The organism is Betaproteobacteria bacterium (genome assembly GCA_009377585.1).
Classification (GTDB): Bacteria; Pseudomonadota; Gammaproteobacteria; order Burkholderiales; family WYBJ01; genus WYBJ01.
Genome location: WHTS01000022.1, coordinates 12,779 through 32,625, shown reverse-complemented (window position 1 = coordinate 32,625; position 19,847 = coordinate 12,779). Strand labels below are relative to the sequence as shown.

The following is a 19,847-nucleotide window of genomic DNA, read 5'->3' as shown; positions in this document are numbered from 1 at the left end:
CACGCCGCAGCGGCATCCAGTCTCGGACGCGAAGAGGCGCATCAGCTTTCGTGGCAAGGCTGATTCCATCCCCGTTCCGGGAGGAAGAACACTACGAAACGCTATCGGATCGAATACGGTCAATGTGTCTTTCGCGCCGGGCCGAAGCGACCCCTTCCCCCGACCCTGATGCACCGCGTTCCGCCGGTGAGAGAACGACCCAGCGCCTCAGCATCGCCACGAGGTCGTCTCGCTTGAAAGGCTTTGCGAGATAGTCGTCCATGCCTGCGGCGATACAGCGCTCCCGATCGCCCTCGATGGCGTTCGCAGTGAGCGCGACGATCGGGGTACGTTCCTCGCGCTTGCCCGCTTCCTGCGCGCGAATCCTGCGCACGGCCTCGAAGCCGTCCAGCTCGGGCATCTGGCAATCCATGAGCACCAGCGCGAACCTGTGTCGAACGCGCTGCTCCACCGCCTCGCGCCCATTTTGCGCAATCGTGACGCGACATCCCGCGCTCTCCAGCATCGCGCGGGCCACTTCCTGGTTGACTGCGTTGTCTTCCGCCAGCAGGACGTGCGCGCCGAGAGCGTCGAATGGATGGCTGCCGTCCTGGGTCGGCGCCGAGGCGGTGGATGCCGCCCTCTTGCCCGTGAGATCGGCCAGGGCGTTGAACAGATCTTCGCGGCGGACCGGCTTGGTGAGGTAGCAATCGGCGCCCGCGGCACGGCTCGCCGCTGCTTCGCCGGGGCCCGACAGCGAAGTGAGCAGCACCAGCCGAGTGACTGCCAACGAAGGTTCCCGGCGCACTGCACGGATGAGCTCGAGGCCATCCATACCGGGCATCTTCATGTCGACCAGGGCGAGATCATACGGTGCGCCGCGCATATGCTCGGCGCGCAGCGCTTTCAGGCCGGCCATGCCATCTTCTGCCAGGTCGCAGCACGCACCCAGCGACGTGACCTGGTGCCGGAGAATCGCGCGATTGGTCGCATTGTCCTCGACGACCAGAATTCGGACTCCGTTCAGATCCGGGCGCCGCAATGTAAGTGCGCTTCCCGCGAGGACCTGTGCCTGAATGCTGAACCAGAAAGTTGAGCCACAACCTGGTTCACTCTGGACGCCAATAGAGCCACCCATCAGCTCGGCCAGCTGTTTGCTGACTGCGAGTCCAAGGCCGGTCCCACCGTAGCGCCTTGTCGTCGATGCATCGGCCTGGGTGAAGGGTTGAAACAGCCGCGCCTGCGCTTCGGCACTGATCCCGATACCCGTATCGCTGATGCTGAAGCGAAGATGGCACCCGGGCCGTTCGAGCTTGCCCACCGGCCCGGGGGCGCGGTCGATGGCGAGAGTCACCTCGCCGCGCTCGGTGAACTTGATCGCGTTGCCGACGAGGTTGAGCAGTATCTGGCGCACCCGCGCCGGGTCTGCCAGCACGCGCTGGGGCACATCGGATCCAATCCGACAACTGAGCTCCAGGCCCTTCTTATGGGCCCGCGCAGCCAGGATCTGCAATGCCTCCTCGCTCAAGATTCTCACGTCGGTTTCGACCGGATCGAGCTCCATACGGCCGGCCTCGATCTTGGAGAAATCCAGGATATCGTTGATGACATCCAGCAGCGCCTCGGCCGACTTTTGAATCGCGTCGGCGTAGCGGTGCTGCACGTCGTTCAAACCCGAATCGAACAGCAGCTCGGTCATTCCCAGCACCCCGTTCATCGGCGTGCGGATCTCGTGGCTCATGTTCGCGAGAAACTGGGACTTGGCCGTGTTCGCCGCCTCGGCTGCCTCGATCCTGCTGCGCAGGCGCAGCGCGTTCTCCTTGTCGCGCAAGGTTATGACGTTGAGCAGGTCGTAGCCGTTGACGACACCGGCGTAGCGGCCTTCGCGGGTTACCTGGACATGAGCGATCACGCGGTTCGCACCGACATTCAGCACGGCCTGTGCCGCGTCGTCGATGCTGCAGCTGAAATCTGCGACGATAGGCTCCCGGCTACCATAGAACTCGCTCGCAAGCAGAGCCAGAACGTTTCGGCGGTTAAACAGCTCCCGTGTGTACGGCCGGTTGAAGAACTCGACGAATTGCCCTTCTTCGCCGACGACGTCAGACGCGCACCTGGTCGAGCGGTCGAGGGCGGCGCCGGCATTGCTGTCGGACAGCGCAGGCGCCTTGCTTCCCTGCGATTCTCGTGCGGCCGTCGTACGTGACTCATTCATCCGCGGCATGTCGATACCCATCCTGCCAAATGTTTCGTTCTCTGACGTGCTCATGCTGACAGCGTAAAACCGAGCGCGCCGGCACTGCATTGCGGTATGCAAACATCGGCCGCCAACGCAAGTTCTGAAGCGGTTGCCCGGAGAAACAATCGGTCGTAGTCCGTTCGGATCAGCCGAAGGATGAAGTTGCGGCGCGGATACGATTCCCGCGCTCGACGGCATACAGATGAATGAACTCGAGGGCGAGCGCGGAAGCTTGCGCAGAGAGCGCAAGCACTCGCATGCCTGGCTTTCGCGGTCGCTCGCGCACCGCGGGTGCTCATGTTGTGGCTATCGCGAGTTACGAGCCGCCCTCAGCACGCGAGGCAATCGCATGGCAGCCCGCGCTCTCGATCAGCAGTTGCATCTCAGCAGGCTTCGAGAGTGAACCTGCTCGGATTGCAACGAGCACATGACGGATGCATTGCTACCCGCCCGGAGCGGACAGTCGGAACTGCCCAGGCAAATGCCTGGACCAGAATTCAGGGCCGGCTTCAGCGCATCGGCTCGACGCCTGATTACCGCAAAGCGATTCGAAGAGTCTTCCGGCGCAACGTTACTTCGCGTGGGCCGCGGACGTCATCGGCCTTGAAGCACTCGCTCACGGCTGATGAAGTCACGAACCCTGTCCGGCGTGGCGCCTATGATGTGAACCGCTTCGCGCAGTTCTGCGGGCGACGCCCGCAACCTTTCGGACCAGTAGCGCACGTCTTGCTCGTGTTGCAGATCGATGAGATCGCGCTTTTCCGGTCCATGAATGCTTCGATGATCCATCTTGTCCTCTCTGGTCAGGGGTTATCGCGCGAGGTTGCTAGTGTCCTGAGTCCGAGGTTCGTCGCAGAAATCTCGAACGTCTGCGTACCCGCACTGCTCCGCGGGCCCGATGCCTATTTGCGATTGCGAAATCTCGCCATCCGTTTGATGCGGTTGAGCCGTGTATGGCCTTCGTCGAACTGGGGCGACGTTCTCTGCTCTGACCGCTCGCCCTGCGGGGCCGAATCCGTGCGTGCGTAGAAGTTCTCTCGTTCCAGGGCAGCGCCCAATTCGAGCCAGTTACGTTCGTCGTCAGGGGCCTTGGCGGTCAACGGCGCTACCTCCGTTGGTTGACGTGGGCGTTGCGGAAACGAAGTCTAACGTACTTGGCGCATCCGGAGTTGTGCCGAAATGACCTCCGGCGGCAGCAATTCATGGGACGCAACAGCGAAAGTCCCATTAGAAACGACTTCTAACGCCCGGAGCCATAACGGCAAGTGGTGTTAAGTAAGAACGCTCCCGGTCGCGCGCATGAACGTACGAGCGTGAGAAAAACTCAGCACATTGCTTGTTACGTGCTCGCGTCACGCGCCGGACTGTTGCAGCTCTTACGGAGAAAGTCGCTGCGAGAGGGTCAAGCAGTCGGTGCGATCTGATCCAGCGTCCACCGGACGCCCTTCACGAGCGGTTGGACCCGCGCCGCATGTCAGTTCGATCTGGGTGTTTTGCGGATCGCCGGAGAAGTAGTACCGCGCCGACGCGCGCGAGTGCTTGACGCCGATACGGAGCATGGACTCGGCCAGCGTGAACGTGTTCCGCCATCGGCAGACACATCCTGATCGACGCGGCCAGCGACGACACGAGTCATTCGGCACTCGGCCGCCGTAAACTTAGCGCCCGGCGCAGTCCTGGCCTATAAGAGCTGCGCAGCGCCGGGCATCAACCATGTGTGAGCTGCTCGCCCACTGTGCGACCCAGCTCGCCTACATCGAGCGCCGTGCGCCGTTCCTCACGGCGCATCCGGTCGACGAAGCCTACTCGGTCGATTTCAGCCAGGTCTCCTTCCCTGGCCGCGACGACGGCGGACGAATGCACCCACTCCAGCCAGGCCGGCCAGCATCATCGCGTAAGTCTCGGGCTCGGGTACCGGCGTGGCGAAAGAGGTGAAGCCGGGGCTGCCGATGTCGCCGACACTCGACATCCACGATCCTTCGACGTCGCCCACCGAGGAGAAGACCCACTGCGATACATCATTGGCTCCGAGTGCGTCCGCGCTGAGGGCGCGTCCGCTGATGCCACGGGTGCGCGGGTTGCTGCCGTAGGTGAGGCGGTCCACCAGACTCCCGCCGGCGTCGAAGATGTTGATCTCGTCGCCGTTGCCGAGGTTGTTGGTGAACGGTCCCCAGACCTTGACAGTGGCACCCAGACCCCAGTTTACGCGGAAGGTATTGGGGTTCATCTCGGTGATGACCACTGACTCGCCCGATGCGACGACGCCGAACGCGGATAGCGGGAAGGTGCCGGCCGCGCGCGAATCGTCGTCATAGCTCCAGCCGGTGAAATCAATGGCCGTCGGGCCGAGGTTCGTGAATTCGACGAATTCACGGTTGGTGCTGCCTGCACCCTGGTACATCCATTCCGTGATCACGACGCCGCTGGTAGCGGCGAACGAACTGCTGGCGGCGAGCGCCAGGCCGATGGCGGCGAGTTGCTTCTTCATGGTTGAGCTCCCTTGCAGAGAAGTTGGTGTGGGCGAAACGAAGATGGATCAGGCACGGCGGCGTCGGGTCACGCCGGCGATGGCGGCCAGGCCGGCCAGCATCATCGCGTAAGTCTCGGGCTCGGGTACGGGCGTGGCCGTGAGCGCGTAGACGAACGGAGATTCGTCGGTGATGAAGATCGTGCCGTCGCTGGCGATCGTCACACCTTCGGCAATGCCGCTGACGGTGGTGAAGCTGAAGGAGCTGATGAGTTCTCCGGTGCGCGAAACCTCCAGCAGGCGTTGCGATTCCTGGCTGTAGATCAGCATGTTGTCGGCGAAGCTGGCGCCTGCGAAACCGCCGAGCAACTGCACGTCCGACAGATCCGACACACCGAGGTTGGGCGTGAACAGGTTGGTCATCGTGTGGGTGCCGCCGGCGAAATCAATGGTCCCGATCTGCACGGCTTGCGGGCTCGACTCCTTGACGGTGACGAACTGGCCGTTGCGTCGGTCCAAGGAGATGCCTTCGAGCCCGATGTTGCCGACAGTGGCTCCCAGCGACACGCTCTGCAGCGAGTTGCGCGAGACGGTGGTGCCCGCCTGGTAGCTCAGCTTGTAGACATCCTGGATGCGCTCTTCGCCGATGACGAACTCACCGTTGCCGATGTAGGTCAGCGCCTCGGTGTCGGCGAAGCCGGAAAGGCGCATGCTGCCCACCAGCGTGCCGCTGCGCGTGACTTCGGTGATGTACTCGCCCTCATCGCCAACGACGAACAGCGTGCCGGTATTCCAGTTCCAGGTGATGGCCGACGACTCGGAAGCCGTGGAGGGCAAGGCGAAGCTGCTGGTAAGTGAGTAGCGCGACAGGTCCAAGCCGGCAGCATGGGAGGCTAGCGGCGCGAGCGCCGAGGCCACGACCGCGGCCGTGGTAGCCACGCGTTTGAAAGAGGTGAAGGGCATGGTTCTCTCAGCGGGTTGTCTGGGGAAATTCCCGCAGCCATGTTAAGAGCGCACTGTGACCACGAAGAGTCGCGGCTGGCCATATAGATAGTCCGAATGGATAGCGCCGTTCGGTCCGCCTATTCGGACGACATCACGCGGCAGACCACTGGCATGGGTAGGGTGAGAACGATCCTTTTCGGCTCGTCCGCGGCGAGCGCAACCTGCTCGCCAACCTGCACGGCTTCGGCCGATGCTATGGCCATGCTGCCCAACCATGCGTGCGAGCACACAAAGCGCGCGCTTGGCCATGAGACAAAGCCATTCTTCCGAACCGCATCAGATCACTGCTACGGTCACCACCAGAGCAGCGACGCTAGCGGCTACTACGATCCAGGAAACAGCACGTCGCCACGGCACGCTTTTCTCACATTTTCAAGCATTACGTTACGTGTCAAACAACGTCAGATGGCGCCGATGCGCTGGAAAGCGTGCGCTGCTGCTCTGTGTAATCCGCGCACCTGTCGATGCGCGAACCCGCCCCGGCATGATCATGCGCGTGGACTTCGTAATTCTGCCCAATCCCACAAAGCCATCGGACAAGCATGGAGCAGTCGTCGGCCGTGACTATTGGAACCTCGGAGCCGGGCAGCATAACGTGCCATCTCTCGCTCCGTTTTACGATTCGGTAGACGTTAGCCATGAAGATCCTCCCGTCCAACCTGCGTCTCGTGCGTGCGTTATATCCTCCATTTGTGACGGTACGCTGAAACGGGAGGACCACGCCACGGCCGGAGCGCCATTGCGGCGACAACATGCCGTTCCTGTCTGCCTGGCAGTTCGGCTCTGCGCCGTCGCCATTGCCTCTGGAATTTTTGCGTGCCATTCGAACTTCTCGCTTTTCCGTCGCACAAATGAGGACTCGTTGTCACGCGAACGGAGGGAAAGAGTTTGATGATCATCGAAGCGATCAGTACCGCGGACACGGAGCACGTGGTTTCCTTTTTGCTCACGGCGTATGTCGAGACGCTCGAATACTACGATTCCGAGCAATGCCTGCTTTCCGCCGAGGTCAAGCGATTGCCGATACGGGGAATGCCGGACATTTCGCACCGCGTGTGCGTACTGGACGGTGCAATCGATCGCTCCGCACAGCGCCAGTCGCCGTCATTGATTCAAGAGGCCGTCGACGTGTTTGGGTCGGCGTTGCAGCGGCTTCAACACCTGCAGGGTGTGCTTCCGATCGGGCTAGAAGGAGCAACGCAAGTCAGGAAGACGCGCGCACCTGAAGTGCCGCAGCATGTGCTGCCCGAGGAGCATTGAGGTTATCGGTTGCATGCAGGCGGCCGCGGTGCAAGCGAGGAGAAACCAGACACGGATGCGCTAACGGTCGAAAACATCGGAGTGCACTGTGTATCATGGGCACCTGCCAAATCCCCCTAGCACAGCCGCAGCAACGGCTCCCCCATCCGCACGCGGTTCCCCTCGCGCAGGCTCTCGCATGGCCGAACGCCCTGAGCGCCGAATACGATGATGGTGGAGCCGTGCTCGAACCATCCCATCTCCGCGCCCTTGTCGAGCACCTGGTCGCAGTCGATATGCCGAGGTCCGCGATACCCGAGGTACAGCAACAAATCGAGAAAATGCAGCCGTATGCTGCCCACGAGGATGGCTGCCACGGCCACCAGGGCGAGGGGCTGTGCGCTTGGCTCCATCACGGCCTCGATCGCCGCGCGCTCGTTCTTGCAAAAGAGCTTCTCGATGCGCTCGAGCGCAATCGGATTCACGTTCCAGGTGTCTCCGCTGATGTAGGTCACGCGCTTGACGCGGCACAGGGAAGGCGCGTGAAAGCGGTGATACATACCGGCGGTGAGGCGAAGCGTCACGTAGACGCCGTTCCGGTAGGGGGCGGCCGGCTGCGCATCGCCGAACAGATCGCTCAGCGTATAGGTGAATCCCTTTGCCTGTACGAGAGTCTCGCCCTCGACCTGGCCAAAACTGCCGATGATCGCGTCGCAGGGACTGACAATGATATCCGGACGCGGATCGATGGGTCGCGCGCCGGCCTTGAGCTCGCGCGTGAAGCACGCATGCATGCTTGGGAAGCGCGTTGCCTTGGCCTCGCTCAGGTCGAGGTCCGTGAATAGCCGCCAGAGCCACAATGACGGGATGCGAACCAACGGATGCTCGATCCTGCTCACCCTGCCCACGAAGCGGGTAGCGAGCAGACGCGGAATCCGGTTCGTGAGCAGAAAATTGAGGTCCTCCTGTGCAGCCAGCTGTCGAAGGAGCGAGCGTATCGTCATGGACGTTTAACGTGCGGCGAGTAGGGTCTCGCCATGGGAGGCGCAATGACGAGTACTTTCGCTGCCTTGGCCGCGGCTTTTCTGGGCGTCTCGGTTCTCGCTGTCGCCATACGCCGGCGCTGGCTGCTTTCGCGGGCAAAACATCCTTCGCTTGCCGGCCACGCTCGCATCGCGCGGCTCCTTGCTCGCGTGGTGCCGCACTACGCGTACGATGAGCGCAACTTCTTCAGCGCAGACGGCGCGCCCGAAGACGTTGACGCAACCCGGCGCGCGGCGTTTGACCGGCTGAGTATCCTGTACGCGCAGCGTTTCGCCCGCACCATGCGGCTCACGCAAGAAGTGCAGAACGCAATCTCCGACATGCAATTCACCGCGGCCTACCGCGTTCCGTTCCAGTTCAGCAGCTACACGCGCCGCCACCTCGGCGCAGGCGCGTTCGTCGAGGCCTCGTCGGGGGTCACGCTCACCGATCTCGACGGCAACGTCTTCTACGATCTGACCGGATCGTACGGCATGAACGTGTTCGGCTACGACTTCTACAAGGCGTGCATCGAGCGCGGCGTCGAGCAGGCTCGAGACCTGGGGCCTGTGCTCGGCGCGTATTCTCCCGCCATCCCCTATGTGGTCTTCCGTCTGCGCGCCATCTCGGGGCTCGACGAGGTGTCGTTTCACATGTCCGGCACGGAAGCAGTCATGCAGGCCGTACGGCTTGCGCGCTACCATACCGGGCGCAAGTACCTGGTTCGCTTCTGCGGCGCCTACCATGGCTGGTGGGGCGACGTGCAGCCTGGCATCGGAAATCCGGCGCCGGCGCACGAAACCTACACGCTGCGCGACATGCACGAGGCTTCTCTGCGTGTGCTCGAAACGCGCACAGACATCGCCTGCGTGCTGGTCAATCCGCTGCAAGCCCTGCATCCCAATCAGAACGCGCCATCGGATTCGTCGCTCGTGGACAGCACGCGCCGCGCAGGATTCGAGCGCACGACCTACGGCGCGTGGCTGCATGCGCTGCGGACGGTTTGCAGCCGCCGGAACATCGTCCTGATCTTCGACGAGGTCTTCGTCGGATTCAGGATTGCGCTTGGGGGTGCGCAGGAGTATTTCGGCGTGCGTGCCGATATGGTTACCTACGGCAAGACCTTGGGCGGTGGGCTCCCGGTCGGCGTGCTGTGCGGCCGCGCCGCGCTCATGAAGCGCTATCGCGACGAGCGTCCCGCCGATATCTGCTTCGCTCGCGGCACGTTCAACGCCCATCCCTACGTGATCGCAGCGATGGCGGAGTTCCTGCGGCGCATCGAGAGTCCTCGGATCCTCGAATGCTACGCGCATGCCGACGAGGTCTGGGATAAGCGCGCCGATGCCCTCAACGCGGCGCTGCGTACGGCTGGGCTTCCCGTGCGGGTTGCCAATCTCTCTTCGATCTGGACTGTGTACTACACCGCGCCCTCGCGCTACAACTGGATGTTCCAATATTACTTGCGGGTCGAAGGCTTGGCGCTGAGCTGGATCGGGACCGGACGTTTGATCTTCAGCTTGAACTACAGCGATGCGCAGTTCCGCGCGGTCGCCGAGCGCTTCCTTGCGGCGGCGCAGGCGATGGCGCGCGATGGTTGGTGGTGGTCCGGCCCGGACATCACCAACGAATCCATTCGCCGCGGCGTGTTGAAGGAGATGCTCGGCGTGCTCGCACGCCGAGTAACTCGTCATGCGCACGCCGCCGATCCCGTACCGGTGGAGACGCCCGTTCAGCCGCGCTTCGGCGCTGCCATGGGATCGATCAGCTCGCCGCGCAGCAAGTACAGCGGTGACTTATAGTAGAGCTTGATGTCGTGGAATGGATCGGTGACGATCTTCGCAACCCATACCAGGCCGGTCGTGAGGTCTTTCAGGTAGCAGAGTTGCCCCATCCGAAACAGCAACCCACCTGCTCCGATCACGAGCCAGACCTCGCCGATGCGCCGAATATAGTCCTCTGTCCCCCGCGGTGCAGCAACGCTGCCGAGCAGCGTCGGATCGAACGCCAGCAGCACCGGCGATAGTGCCCAGATTGTCATCAACACCACCTTGCGACGCAGGTTGTAGCCGACCTTGATCGCCTCCTTGTACTCGTGGGTCGCCTGATTGACGACGTCGTAGGTTTTCGGCTCGAAGAAGAAATGCCCGGCCTGCCGGCTCAGCATCGCCACCAGCCAACCGACGAGGGCCGCCTCCGCAGGGTGAGTAAAGAGCAGAGCGTATGCGCACAGGAAGCTGACGGCGCTCACCAGGTGCAGCGACTGGTTGATGCGGCTATGGTGATAGTAACGATGGTCGTCCAGTCGTTGCGCGTGGAGCGCCTCGAGGAAGGGTTTCATAGTCGAGCCCTCGTAGAAGTCAAGGCGACCAATTACGTGGTTCAGGTGAAGATCTCATGACAATCCGGGACGGCAGGCACCTTGCCGTTGCGAGCATCGGCCGCGATGCAAAGGGGCCAGACGCGCTGACATCGGAGCGTCATGAATGGGTCACCAGGTTGTCTTCCATTGCGTGCATGCTCGCGCTTCGTGGACAAGGCAGAGAAACAGAAGACACGTCAGCAAGAGCGGCTGCGCATCGCGGTCGTCACGGAAACCTATCCCCCGGAGATCAACGGCGTCGCCGCCACGTTGGGAGTGATGGTGCACGGCATGATCGCGCGCGGCCACAGCGTCGAAGTCATTCGACCTTCGCAGCGTTCCGATAGAAGTGGGAGCACTCGCGCGCCGCATGCCGAGGTTCTGGTGCGCGGAGTGCCTATTCCGGGTTACGGCAGCTTACGCATGGGCTTGCCCGCAACGCGGCTCCTCAAGAAGCGCTGGCGCACGCTGCGACCCGACGTGGTGCAGGTCGCCACCGAGGGGCCGCTCGGTTGGTCGGCAACACGTGCCGCACGGCAGGTCGGGGTTCCGGTCGCGAGCGAGTTTCACACCAATTTTCATGCGTACAGCAAGCATTACGGCGCCGGATGGCTGCACGGCGTGATCGCGCGTTACCTGCGCAATCTGCACAACGCGGCTGCACTCACGATGGTGCCCACGCGCGAGCTCGCGGAGTCGCTTTCGCAGAGAGGGTTCGAGCGCGTCACGGTGGTCGGCCGCGGCATAGACACGGCGTTGTTCGATCCGCGCCGGCGCAGCGCGAGCCTGCGCGAAGCTTGGGGCGTGACGGACGATGCTCCGGTTGTACTGCACGTCGGACGGCTCGCGCCAGAAAAGAACCTCGATCTGCTATTTGCTGCGTTCGATGCGATGCGCGCGCGCTGCCCGCGGGCGCGGCTGGTCGTTGTCGGCGACGGACCCGAGCGTAGCCGGCTGGCGCAACGATATCCCGGCCACTACTTCGCCGGAATGCGACGCGGCGAAGCGCTCGCCACTCACTATGCCTCGGCGGACATCTTCCTCTATCCCAGCCTCACCGAAACCTTCGGCAACGTGACGTTGGAGGCCATGGCGAGCGGATTGGCCGTCGTCGCTTTCGATTACGCCGCGGCGCGCCAGCACATCGTGCACGACGTGAGCGGCCTGCTGTCCCCGTTCGGCGATGCGGCCGCGTTCGTGCGCCACGCGGCCACGCTCGCTGACTCCTGGGAATCGATCAGCCGGCTTCGGCAGGCTGCCCGGATGGTCGCGCAGTCCGCCGATTGGAAGCGGGTGTTCGATGCCTTGGAAGATGCTCTCTTCGCAGCGCGCGAATATCGACCGGAGGGACCCGCCGCGCGTGGCCTGCGCGAATCCGGAGTCGCGACATGATCGAGAAGGTGCGCTCGGTCCTTATCTCCGACGTACACCTTGGCACCCGCGCCTGCCAGGCCGAGCGTCTGTTGAGCTTCCTGCGCCGGTACGACGCCGAGTACGTCTATCTCGTGGGCGACATCATCGACTTCTGGGCGATGAACCGCGGCATTGTCTGGTCGCCGGCGCAGAATACGGTCGTTCAGAAGATCCTGAAACGGGCGCGTCACGGCGAGAAAGTGATCCTGATTCCCGGCAATCACGACGAAGCCCTGCGCGAGTACGTCGACACCTCGTTCGGCGGTATCGAAGTCGCCATACGGGCCGTGCACAGGACCGCCAACGGTCGGCGCTATCTCGTTGTTCACGGCGACGAGTTCGATCAGGTGACGCGCTATCACCGCTGGGTCGCCAGGCTGGGCGACGTCGGCTACGAGGCCCTGTTGAGCGTCAACGCTCTGCTCTCGAGCGCCCGCCGCACGATGAGAATTCCGGGCTATTGGTCGCTCTCCGGCTACGCCAAGTCCAAGGTCAAGACTGCCGTGGACTTCATTTTCGAGTTCGAGGCCTCGGTCGTTCGCTATGCAAAACAGCATGGATTCGATGGCGTGATCTGCGGCCACGTGCACAGCGCCGCGCAGCGCATGGTCGATGGCGTCGAGTATGTGAACTGCGGAGATTGGGTCGACAGCTGCACAGGCATCGTCGAGCGCCTCGACGGACGCCTCGAGATTATTCACTGGAAAGACGTCGAGCGCGCTGCGAACCTGATTTACCTGGATTCGATTCCAGGGCGCTTGGCCGACCGTCGGTCGCGCGGCGGGCGCTAACGACAGGCTCGAAATCGACACTGATTGAACTGGGATTCAGCTTGCCCGCTGTGAGTGCACCCACTCGGCCACCGAGGCAGGCCGAGAACCTTGTCTTCACATCTGTGCAAGGAAGATCTGCCGGCCTGGATCATTCCCGCGCAGCCAGCCGGGACCATTCCGAGGAGCGCCGGGATGAGAAGCCAGGACAACGGGCGCGGCCGGCGAAGAGCGCTGTACGCAGCGATCGGCGCGTGGCTCGGCTGCATGATCATGGCATCGGCAGAAGCCATGCAGATCGGCGACGTCCAAACGGAGCCGTTTGCCAAGGTAGACGGCATCGAGCTGGTGCTGAACGGCGCTGGTCTGAGGAAGCGCTACGGCGTCAACGTTTACGTCATCGGACTCTATCTTCGCGCGCCGCAGCGCTCTTCCGAGCTTGCGCTCGCCTTGGACGGACCGAAACGGATCGCGCTCACCATGATGCGGGGCATCTCCGCGCAGTCGCTGGTCGATGCGCTCTACGAGGGGTTGCGTGATAACAGCAGCGAGCCGGAATACGAGCGCCTCAAGTCATCCGCGGACGCTCTTGCAGCCGTCATGCTGCCCCTTCAGGAGGCCCGCAAGGGAGACCTCCTTGCGCTCGACTACATTCCGGGGTGCGGCGCGCAGGTGAGCGTGAACGGGCGGAAGATCGGCTCACCGGTCCCGGGACCGGAGCTGTATCGGGCGCTGCTCAAGATTTGGCTCGGCCACAATCCGGCGGATGCAAATCTCAAGCGGCAATTGCTCGGCGTCTCTGGAGGGGCGCCGTAATAGCTCCGCAACAAGCTTCAGGTCGAATACCTGACATCAGCGATTGAGGGCTGACTGGACGCCGACCACTCGCAGCCTAGTTCGTTGGTAGTGATACAGGAGGGATCAGCGTGGAATACAAGGGTTACGCGGTAATTGCGCGAGCAAGCCAACTCCCGGCCGGCCACTATAAGGCCAGGTACGCCGTGTACGCGACAACTTCAGGCGGCGCCCATGAAGTCGTGTATCAAGGGGTGATCGCTTCACCCGACTACGACACTCCGGCCGTTGCTGAGGCGCAGGCTACGCGAGCGGCACAAGGTTGGATTGATACCCAAGCTCGCAAGCATTCGCTCCGTACGATTCGTCGCCAGCGATTCGCGGGGGTGGGGGTGGAGATTCTCACGGTAGAACCGCACACGCCTATCGGTTTCGCCTACGGTTAGAGGTTTCGCGCCCATCGTCGCGCGCACGCGCAGTTGCCTGGCGATCGTTTCCGGGTCCGCACGAGCAGTACTACGAAGTGCGTTACTGGACGCACGAATTCGACGTAACCGAGCATGCGATGCCCGCGGTTGCCTTCGGTACCCGCATGAGCAGACGCTCTAATAGGCAAAGCCAGTTAGACGATGGCCGCGTCCGTAGGACGTGGGTTTCTAATTGCCACTAAAAAATCTTGACTGGTGGTGGTTTGCAGTGGAACTCACCGGACGAGAAGAGAAGCCCAAGTCCTCTCTTCTCAATGACTTGCAGACTTCCATGGAACTCTGCGTCGAGCGGTTGCTGCGCCCCGAGCAAGAGTGCGGCTGACTTTGTGCAGGCGCGGTGCGACCAAGCCCGGGACGCTGCTCAGACACCAGATCCGATGCGCACCTTCGGTGCCGTCCTGCTCAGCACGTCCAATTGCCGAATCGTTTGGGCAAACCGCGCCACTTGCGGCCTTGCACTGCGACGTACAGAATTGACGGACTGCGAATCAATGAGCAGGCCGGTACGGGTCTCGCCGCAAAGGTTCGCACGCGCAACCCATTTCTCCTTCGAGGCCCGTGCCGGGCCCTGCTGGAGATGACGTCTGACAGCGACGTGCTGCCGATAGCAGCGCGCGCTGCATCGACGTCTTCGTTGTCGAGCAGTTCGATCTTGCCCTTCCCGATGAGGGTACCCCAACTGGAATTCCGTTCACCCGAACTCATCTTGGCGGCGGACCGGCAATGAATTTGAAGCTGCGTATCTTGTTGCTGACCAGCCTGATCTTCATCGTCTCGGCACTGGCCGCAGGCGTGGCTGCGCGCGCACTGATCGAAAGGGTCATCGCCGAATGGGGCGGGCGCTTCGCCGACCAGCAGGTGCGTTACCACAAGAGCAAGGCCCTGCAGCCGATTCTGCGGGAAGTGGCGCTCGCCAAACAGTTGGCTCGCAGCTCGGCCATCCGTGATTGGGCGGCCGATCCCGGTAACCAGGCGCTGCACCGCCGGGCAATGCGCGAGTTGGAATCCTTCCGCCAGAATTTCCAGGATCGGAGCTACTTCGTGGCCTTGGCCGCGACGGGGCAGTATTTCTATAACAATGCCAAGAATGAGTTTGCCGGACGCGAGTTCCGCTACACCCTGGATCCTGCCGTGCAAAAGGATCAACGGTTCTATACCTTGTTGCGCCAGAGCGACGAACTGCAGATCAACGTCGGACCGGATCGTGCGCTCGGCGTGACCAATGTGTGGATCAACGTGCAGATCCGCGACGAGAGCGGCAAGCGCATACTGGGCATCACCGGCACCGGCCTGAATCTGGACCGCTTCATCGGCAGCTTCGACGACGGCAACATCCCGGGGGTGAGCAGCCTGCTCGTCGACAACAGTGGCGCCATCCAGTTACACCGCAACAAGGCATTGATCGACTACGCTTCCCTGACCAAGCCGCTGGAGGAACGGAAGACGTTCTTCATGTTGCTGGATTCGCCGGGCGATCGAATCAGCATCCGCAATGCCATGGACGAGCTGCGCGGCGCGCAGCAATCCGCGGTGATGCTCCATGTGCACTTCGCGGGCAAGCCTCACCTTGCCGGCGTAACCGCCCTACCGGAAATCGGCTGGTACGAAATCACCCTGCTCGACATGAATGAGTTGCTGCCCATGAGCCGTTTCGCGGGCATTGCAGGGACCTTTCTGGCTTCGCTGCTGGCTGCCCTGGTTTGCCTGACCATCGCGCTCAATCGCCTGGTGCTCAACCCTCTGGGAGCGCTGCACGCTGCCATCGGCCGGGTGGCCGCAGGCGATACCGCTCCCGTCCAATTGCCCCAGCCCGTCAGCGGTGAAATGCGTGAGGTCATGGAGCATTTCGCCCGCATGGCCCGCAACGTTTCCGTCTCGCGCCTGGAGTTGGAAGAGAAGGTTCGCGAACGCACCGCCGCGCTAGATCAAATGACCAAAATCGATGCGTTGACCGGGGCGCTCAATCGACGCGGCATGAACGACCAGCTCGAACTGGCGCTCGTGCGTGCCCGCCGCGAGAGGCAAGGCCTGGGCATACTTTGGCTGGATGTGGACTTGTTCAAGCAGATCAATGACGCTCACGGCCATGCCGCCGGAGACGCTGCGCTGCGAGCCATTGCGCAGCTCATGCGCTTGCATATTCGCCCGTACGACCATGCCGCCCGTTGGGGAGGCGATGAGTTTCTGCTCTTGCTGACACCTATCGATGCGACTCAGCTCGATGCCATTGCCGAACGCATCTGCACGGTGGTGAGGAACCACGGGATCGATGTCGCAGGACAACGCCTCGAAAGCCTGAGCGTCAGCATCGGCGGTTACCTGCTGTCGGAGGACGACGGCCTGGATCAGCTGCTCGAACACGCCGATCGGGCCCTGTACGCTGCCAAAGCGGCGGGCCGCAACTGCTATCACCGGTCGTGCAGTGTGCAGGAGCCCCATGCATGAGGATGTGCGGCGCGTCGATGCAATTTCCATTGCGCACTCGTGACCGTCAAACCGCTGGCATTGAGGCTGCGCAAGCAGGTCGGCTCACCCCAATGAAGGTACGCATGACTCCGGATCTGGTGATCGATGCGCATACGTCGAGGATTCCGGTACTGGCTTCACGCCGGGTAGATAGAACCTGCGCGGTCTGTACCGAAGGAAAGGCCCGTTCGTGCAAGATCCGAACCACAAGCCCGCCCGCCGCTACAGGCAGCGAACGTCATCGGGAGGAACCATGAATCCACCTGCAACGCATCCATTGCAGAAAGCGGCGATTGCCGCGCTACCTCTGCTCCTAACGGGTCAGACGGCAAGTCTAGCCGCGCAAAGCTATCCCGAGCGGCCCGTTCGTTTGATTATCCCCTTGTCCGCCGGCGGCAGCGCAGACATCGTTGGCCGGCTGCTGACGCAGAAACTCAGTGAAAGAATGGGGCAGCAATTCGTCGTCGACAATCGCCCCGGTGCCGGAAGCATCATCGGCACGGAGATCGCAGCAAGGGCACCGCGGGACGGCTACACGCTGTTGCTGGCGGGAAGCTCGTTTGCCATCGCGCCCAGCCTGCGCCGCAAGCTGCCGTACGATCCGGTCAGGGACTTCACCCCGATCACCTAGGCATCCGCTTCCCCCGGCCTGCTCGTCGTGCATCCCGGTGTGCCGGTCCGCACGGTGAGCGACTTGATCGGGCTGGCACGCGCAAGGCCGGGCGCTATCAACTATGCCTCGCCCGGAAACGGCACATCGCCCCATTTTGCCGGCGCCTTGTTCAACATGATGGCGGGCGTCGAGCTCGTTCCTTACAAGGGCGCCGGTCCGGCCATACAAGGACTCATCGGTGGCCAGGTCCAGGCAAGCTTCGCAAGCATGCTCTCGGCAATTTCTCACGCGAGACAAGGTCGGCTGCGCGCTGTCGCGGTAACCGGCGCCAGGCGCTCGTCCGCGCTCCCCGAGCTTCCGACGGTAGCGGATTCCGGGGTTCCGGGCTTCGAGTCCGACTCGTGGCAGGGTTTTTTCGCGCCGGCCGGGACGCCGGTCGCGATCGTCAACCAGCTGCAGCGCGAGATAGTGGCCGTCGTGAAACTCCCGGATGTGGCAGCGCAGCTCCTCAAGGACGGCTCCGAGCCGGTGGGCAACACGCGCGATGACTTCGCGAAGCATGTAGCCGGCGAGCTCGCCAAATGGGCGCGGGTGGCGGAGAACGCCCGCATGCAGATCAACTGACGACGAGACGCCGCGCTTCGCTGAGGTTCGGTAGAGGTAATCTTTTCGCGGTTTGCGAGAAAGCGCCTGTCACCTTCGCGGCCGGTCAGAAGTTGCCGGTTGAGCAATTCATGATCCGTCCGAATCTCGCGACGGCCACAATTGGACCTGTCGGGCAACGAAATCGATGGAGCGGGAAACGAGACGTGAATTCCTGCGCCATCTCCTTGCCGGCATTGGCTTTCTTCGACTTCCGGCGCCGTCAATGTACTGAATTGTGTACTACCGGGAATAAGGCTGGCAATGTCCCCGCGGTGCGCTCATAACGCGTCTCGAAGCGCACGAACAGCGTTCGGGGATCGCCCGCCCTGCGACAGAAAACTGCCGGGCCCTTATGCGCTAAATCGATTCGACGGACGCAGAGTTAATAACCTTTGGCCGAGATTTTGCTCTGTGCCTCGGTGACGCCCCATTTAGAGGGCTGAGGGTTGTAGTAAGCGCGCCAGGGGAATCGATGTTCGTTGTTGAGGTCAATGGAAAGCCGCTATTGAGCACGCAGACGCTCGAGCGGGCAAAGCTTCTCGCTCAGTCCTACCTCCGAGGCGGAAACGTCGTCCGGATACGACCTCGGGGCGCACCGGCGAGCAGGTAGGATACGTCTACGATCCATTGGCGATCGCCTGGATAAAGGTTGGCCTTCATTAGCGCTATCGTGCGTGCGCCGTTGTGACGCTTCGCCGGAACGAGGATCCTCGCCAGCGATCGTGAACGGGCGGCAGCAGGTGAACAACGGTGTAATTGGGCCGGCTATATGCTTTGCTGTGCTTCGCCACGGCTACGCTGGTGGCTCGGCGCGGGATGGTTGGCGCTTGCGTTGCTCTCGATCTGAGTAGGCCGTCCTTGAAGTTAAGCGAGGCGCGCATGCCAACGGCACATCGGCACTTCACTGGCCCCCTTACGGGCGCGTGTAGGGAAATCCCCGACATCATTTCTCCCGCTGACGGGGAATAATCGAGCTGACGCATGCCTGGCGCATCGGACATGAAGCGGTCAGCTCTAATCCGGGAAATCGCCGATATGTTGGAGCGGGAACTCAAGGGAAATCCGCTTCCCGTCGCGAATGCCACGCTTCTCGATCGCCTTCGGTACCTGAAGGAAAAGCTCAACGGCGTGGATGAGTACGCCTTCCATCAGGTGACAGTCCTCGCGGAACGTGCGGCTGTCTATTACAGCGGCCAGGTCGAGAGCAAATATCCCGATGGACCGGATGCTCTCTTCGAGGTGATGATGGGATACGTACACTGGGTTCGGCTTCAAGCCCTGGTACGAGAAGAGCACCAGGACACCGACGAGGTGCAAGCCTGATGCGTCTCACGCTTGACCGATTTCTCGCGGCTGCCGCTGCCAAGGCAGAGAAATCCGCGCGAACATATGCCGATGTGACGCAACCCATCCTCGAGCGCGTCGGGAAGGATCTCGCCTCTTGCGAGGCCCGGACACTGAAGAAGGCGTGTATCGCCGTAATCGCTCGTGCGGGGCGAATGACTGAAATGGAGCTCTTGGCGTTGGGACCAGATGCGAGCGCACTCTTGGGGACGTTCGTGGAGTGCCGCAATGCGGGCCGCTATTCACTGGCCGAGCTGTTTGCTTTCGAACGACAGCTACGGCGAATCGGCGGCTGATGTGCTGAGCGGGTATCGCGACGAGCGACTTGTCGTGATCCAAGGGGCTAAACGCAAACGCGGCGGATTTATGTGAGAGAAGTTGTAGGGAAATTCCGGACGCAGATTGTTGGCTTGTTCCGATTTCGGGTCGGCTCGATCAGGGTGATACTGGGCTCGCCTGAACTGCGAGGTTGTGCTATGAATCCTGGGAACCACTTTACCGCCCCGTTGATCGAGCGCTCGTCTCACGTAGAAACCCAACTCCTTGCCGCGTAGCAAGCGTGCCCGAGCGGAAGCACGCCGTAGAAACGTTGTGTTAGAGCCGTTCGGTTATCTCGTAAGGGAATGCCGGATGTCATTGTATTCGCTTCCCAGCATTATGAGCGCCTATCGTACGATTGCGCTGCATTGCTATGAAGCGATCCACCCGAATCCGAGTCATCGCCAACATGCTGGAGCGGGAGCTATCGAGCGTTCCCTATTTCATGTCACGCTCGTCCCTCACCCCCAACCCCTCTCCCGGGGGGAGAGGGGAGCGTCGCGTCCGTATTGGGCTGTCGTCCAATACGGAACGATCAATAATGGCGCACCCGTCACAGGTTACGTGAGCTGGATGCGGCTTCAAGCCACGGTGCGGGGGGAGCATCCGGATACGGACGAAATGTAGAGGGATCTGTCGTGCCCAGGCTCCTTCTTGCCCGCTTGCTGGCCGAAGTCGCCGCCA

The 19,847-nt window shown here is 62.2% G+C and carries 18 protein-coding genes; 11 read left to right on the top strand and 7 right to left on the bottom strand.

What is annotated here, in order from left to right; genetic code table 11:
- Window positions 1-91: 91 nt before the first annotated feature.
- The 3 genes from GEV05_09845 to GEV05_09835 all read right to left on the bottom strand — a co-directional run bounded on the left by GEV05_09845 (window position 92) and on the right by GEV05_09835 (window position 3,318).
- Window positions 92-2,416: a response regulator gene (locus GEV05_09845; GenBank protein ID MPZ43689.1), complete on the bottom strand. Its 2,325-nt coding sequence runs from the start codon at window positions 2,414-2,416 to the stop codon at window positions 92-94.
- A gap of 396 nt (window positions 2,417-2,812) precedes the next feature.
- Window positions 2,813-3,007, bottom strand: coding sequence for a DUF3606 domain-containing protein (locus GEV05_09840; protein ID MPZ43688.1), 195 nt, complete (start codon window positions 3,005-3,007; stop codon window positions 2,813-2,815).
- A 113-nt stretch (window positions 3,008-3,120) separates the two neighbouring features.
- Entirely contained in the window at window positions 3,121-3,318 is a 198-nt protein-coding gene (locus GEV05_09835) for a hypothetical protein (protein MPZ43687.1), read from the bottom strand.
- Window positions 3,319-3,931: 613 nt separating this feature from the next.
- On the opposite strand from GEV05_09835, the gene GEV05_09830 reads away from it, so the two are divergent.
- On the top strand, window positions 3,932-4,153 hold the full coding sequence (locus tag GEV05_09830) for a hypothetical protein (protein MPZ43686.1): 222 nt from the start codon (window positions 3,932-3,934) through the stop codon (window positions 4,151-4,153).
- On the opposite strand, the gene GEV05_09825 is transcribed toward GEV05_09830, so the two are convergent.
- The gene (locus GEV05_09825) at window positions 4,035-4,706 is read right to left on the bottom strand and encodes a PEP-CTERM sorting domain-containing protein (GenBank protein MPZ43685.1); all 672 of its coding nucleotides are present in this window, start codon (window positions 4,704-4,706) and stop codon (window positions 4,035-4,037) included. The two genes, GEV05_09830 and GEV05_09825, sit on opposite strands and share 119 nt — an antisense overlap.
- A 48-nt stretch (window positions 4,707-4,754) precedes the next feature.
- The gene (locus GEV05_09820; GenBank protein ID MPZ43684.1) at window positions 4,755-5,648 is read right to left on the bottom strand and encodes a PEP-CTERM sorting domain-containing protein; all 894 of its coding nucleotides are present in this window, start codon (window positions 5,646-5,648) and stop codon (window positions 4,755-4,757) included.
- A 933-nt stretch (window positions 5,649-6,581) separates the two neighbouring features.
- On the opposite strand from GEV05_09820, the gene GEV05_09815 reads away from it, so the two are divergent.
- Window positions 6,582-6,950, top strand: a complete 369-nt coding sequence (locus tag GEV05_09815) for a hypothetical protein (protein MPZ43683.1) — start codon at window positions 6,582-6,584, stop codon at window positions 6,948-6,950.
- Window positions 6,951-7,066: 116 nt separating this feature from the next.
- On the opposite strand, the gene psd is transcribed toward GEV05_09815, so the two are convergent.
- Window positions 7,067-7,933, bottom strand: a complete 867-nt coding sequence (psd, locus tag GEV05_09810) for a phosphatidylserine decarboxylase (GenBank protein ID MPZ43682.1) — start codon at window positions 7,931-7,933, stop codon at window positions 7,067-7,069.
- Window positions 7,934-7,978: 45 nt separating this feature from the next.
- On the opposite strand from psd, the gene GEV05_09805 reads away from it, so the two are divergent.
- Complete coding sequence (locus GEV05_09805; protein MPZ43681.1) at window positions 7,979-9,751, top strand: aminotransferase class III-fold pyridoxal phosphate-dependent enzyme; 1,773 nt, start codon at window positions 7,979-7,981, stop codon at window positions 9,749-9,751.
- Here GEV05_09805 and GEV05_09800 read toward each other — a convergent pair.
- Window positions 9,682-10,290 (bottom strand): hypothetical protein, encoded by a 609-nt coding sequence (locus GEV05_09800; GenBank protein ID MPZ43680.1) that lies wholly within the window; start codon window positions 10,288-10,290, stop codon window positions 9,682-9,684. The two genes, GEV05_09805 and GEV05_09800, sit on opposite strands and share 70 nt — an antisense overlap.
- A gap of 141 nt (window positions 10,291-10,431) precedes the next feature.
- Between GEV05_09800 and GEV05_09795 the strand changes: the two genes are divergently transcribed.
- The 8 genes from GEV05_09795 to GEV05_09760 all read left to right on the top strand — a co-directional run bounded on the left by GEV05_09795 (window position 10,432) and on the right by GEV05_09760 (window position 19,141).
- Complete coding sequence (locus GEV05_09795) at window positions 10,432-11,703, top strand: glycosyltransferase (GenBank protein ID MPZ43679.1); 1,272 nt, start codon at window positions 10,432-10,434, stop codon at window positions 11,701-11,703.
- On the top strand, window positions 11,703-12,515 hold the full coding sequence (locus tag GEV05_09790) for a UDP-2,3-diacylglucosamine diphosphatase (GenBank protein ID MPZ43678.1): 813 nt from the start codon (window positions 11,703-11,705) through the stop codon (window positions 12,513-12,515). Before GEV05_09795 ends, GEV05_09790 begins: the two co-directional genes overlap by 1 nt.
- Window positions 12,516-12,689: 174 nt before the next feature.
- Window positions 12,690-13,310 (top strand): hypothetical protein, encoded by a 621-nt coding sequence (locus GEV05_09785; GenBank protein MPZ43677.1) that lies wholly within the window; start codon window positions 12,690-12,692, stop codon window positions 13,308-13,310.
- Between the two features lie 1,190 nt (window positions 13,311-14,500).
- Window positions 14,501-16,222: a diguanylate cyclase gene (locus tag GEV05_09780; GenBank protein MPZ43676.1), complete on the top strand. Its 1,722-nt coding sequence runs from the start codon at window positions 14,501-14,503 to the stop codon at window positions 16,220-16,222.
- Window positions 16,223-16,496: 274 nt separating this feature from the next.
- Entirely contained in the window at window positions 16,497-16,874 is a 378-nt protein-coding gene (locus GEV05_09775) for a hypothetical protein (GenBank protein ID MPZ43675.1), read from the top strand.
- A gap of 18 nt (window positions 16,875-16,892) precedes the next feature.
- On the top strand, window positions 16,893-17,480 hold the full coding sequence (locus GEV05_09770) for a hypothetical protein (GenBank protein ID MPZ43674.1): 588 nt from the start codon (window positions 16,893-16,895) through the stop codon (window positions 17,478-17,480).
- Window positions 17,481-18,482: 1,002 nt separating this feature from the next.
- Complete coding sequence (locus GEV05_09765) at window positions 18,483-18,824, top strand: hypothetical protein (GenBank protein MPZ43673.1); 342 nt, start codon at window positions 18,483-18,485, stop codon at window positions 18,822-18,824.
- Window positions 18,824-19,141, top strand: coding sequence for a hypothetical protein (locus tag GEV05_09760; GenBank protein MPZ43672.1), 318 nt, complete (start codon window positions 18,824-18,826; stop codon window positions 19,139-19,141). Before GEV05_09765 ends, GEV05_09760 begins: the two co-directional genes overlap by 1 nt.
- The last annotated feature ends 706 nt before the right edge of the window (window positions 19,142-19,847 follow it).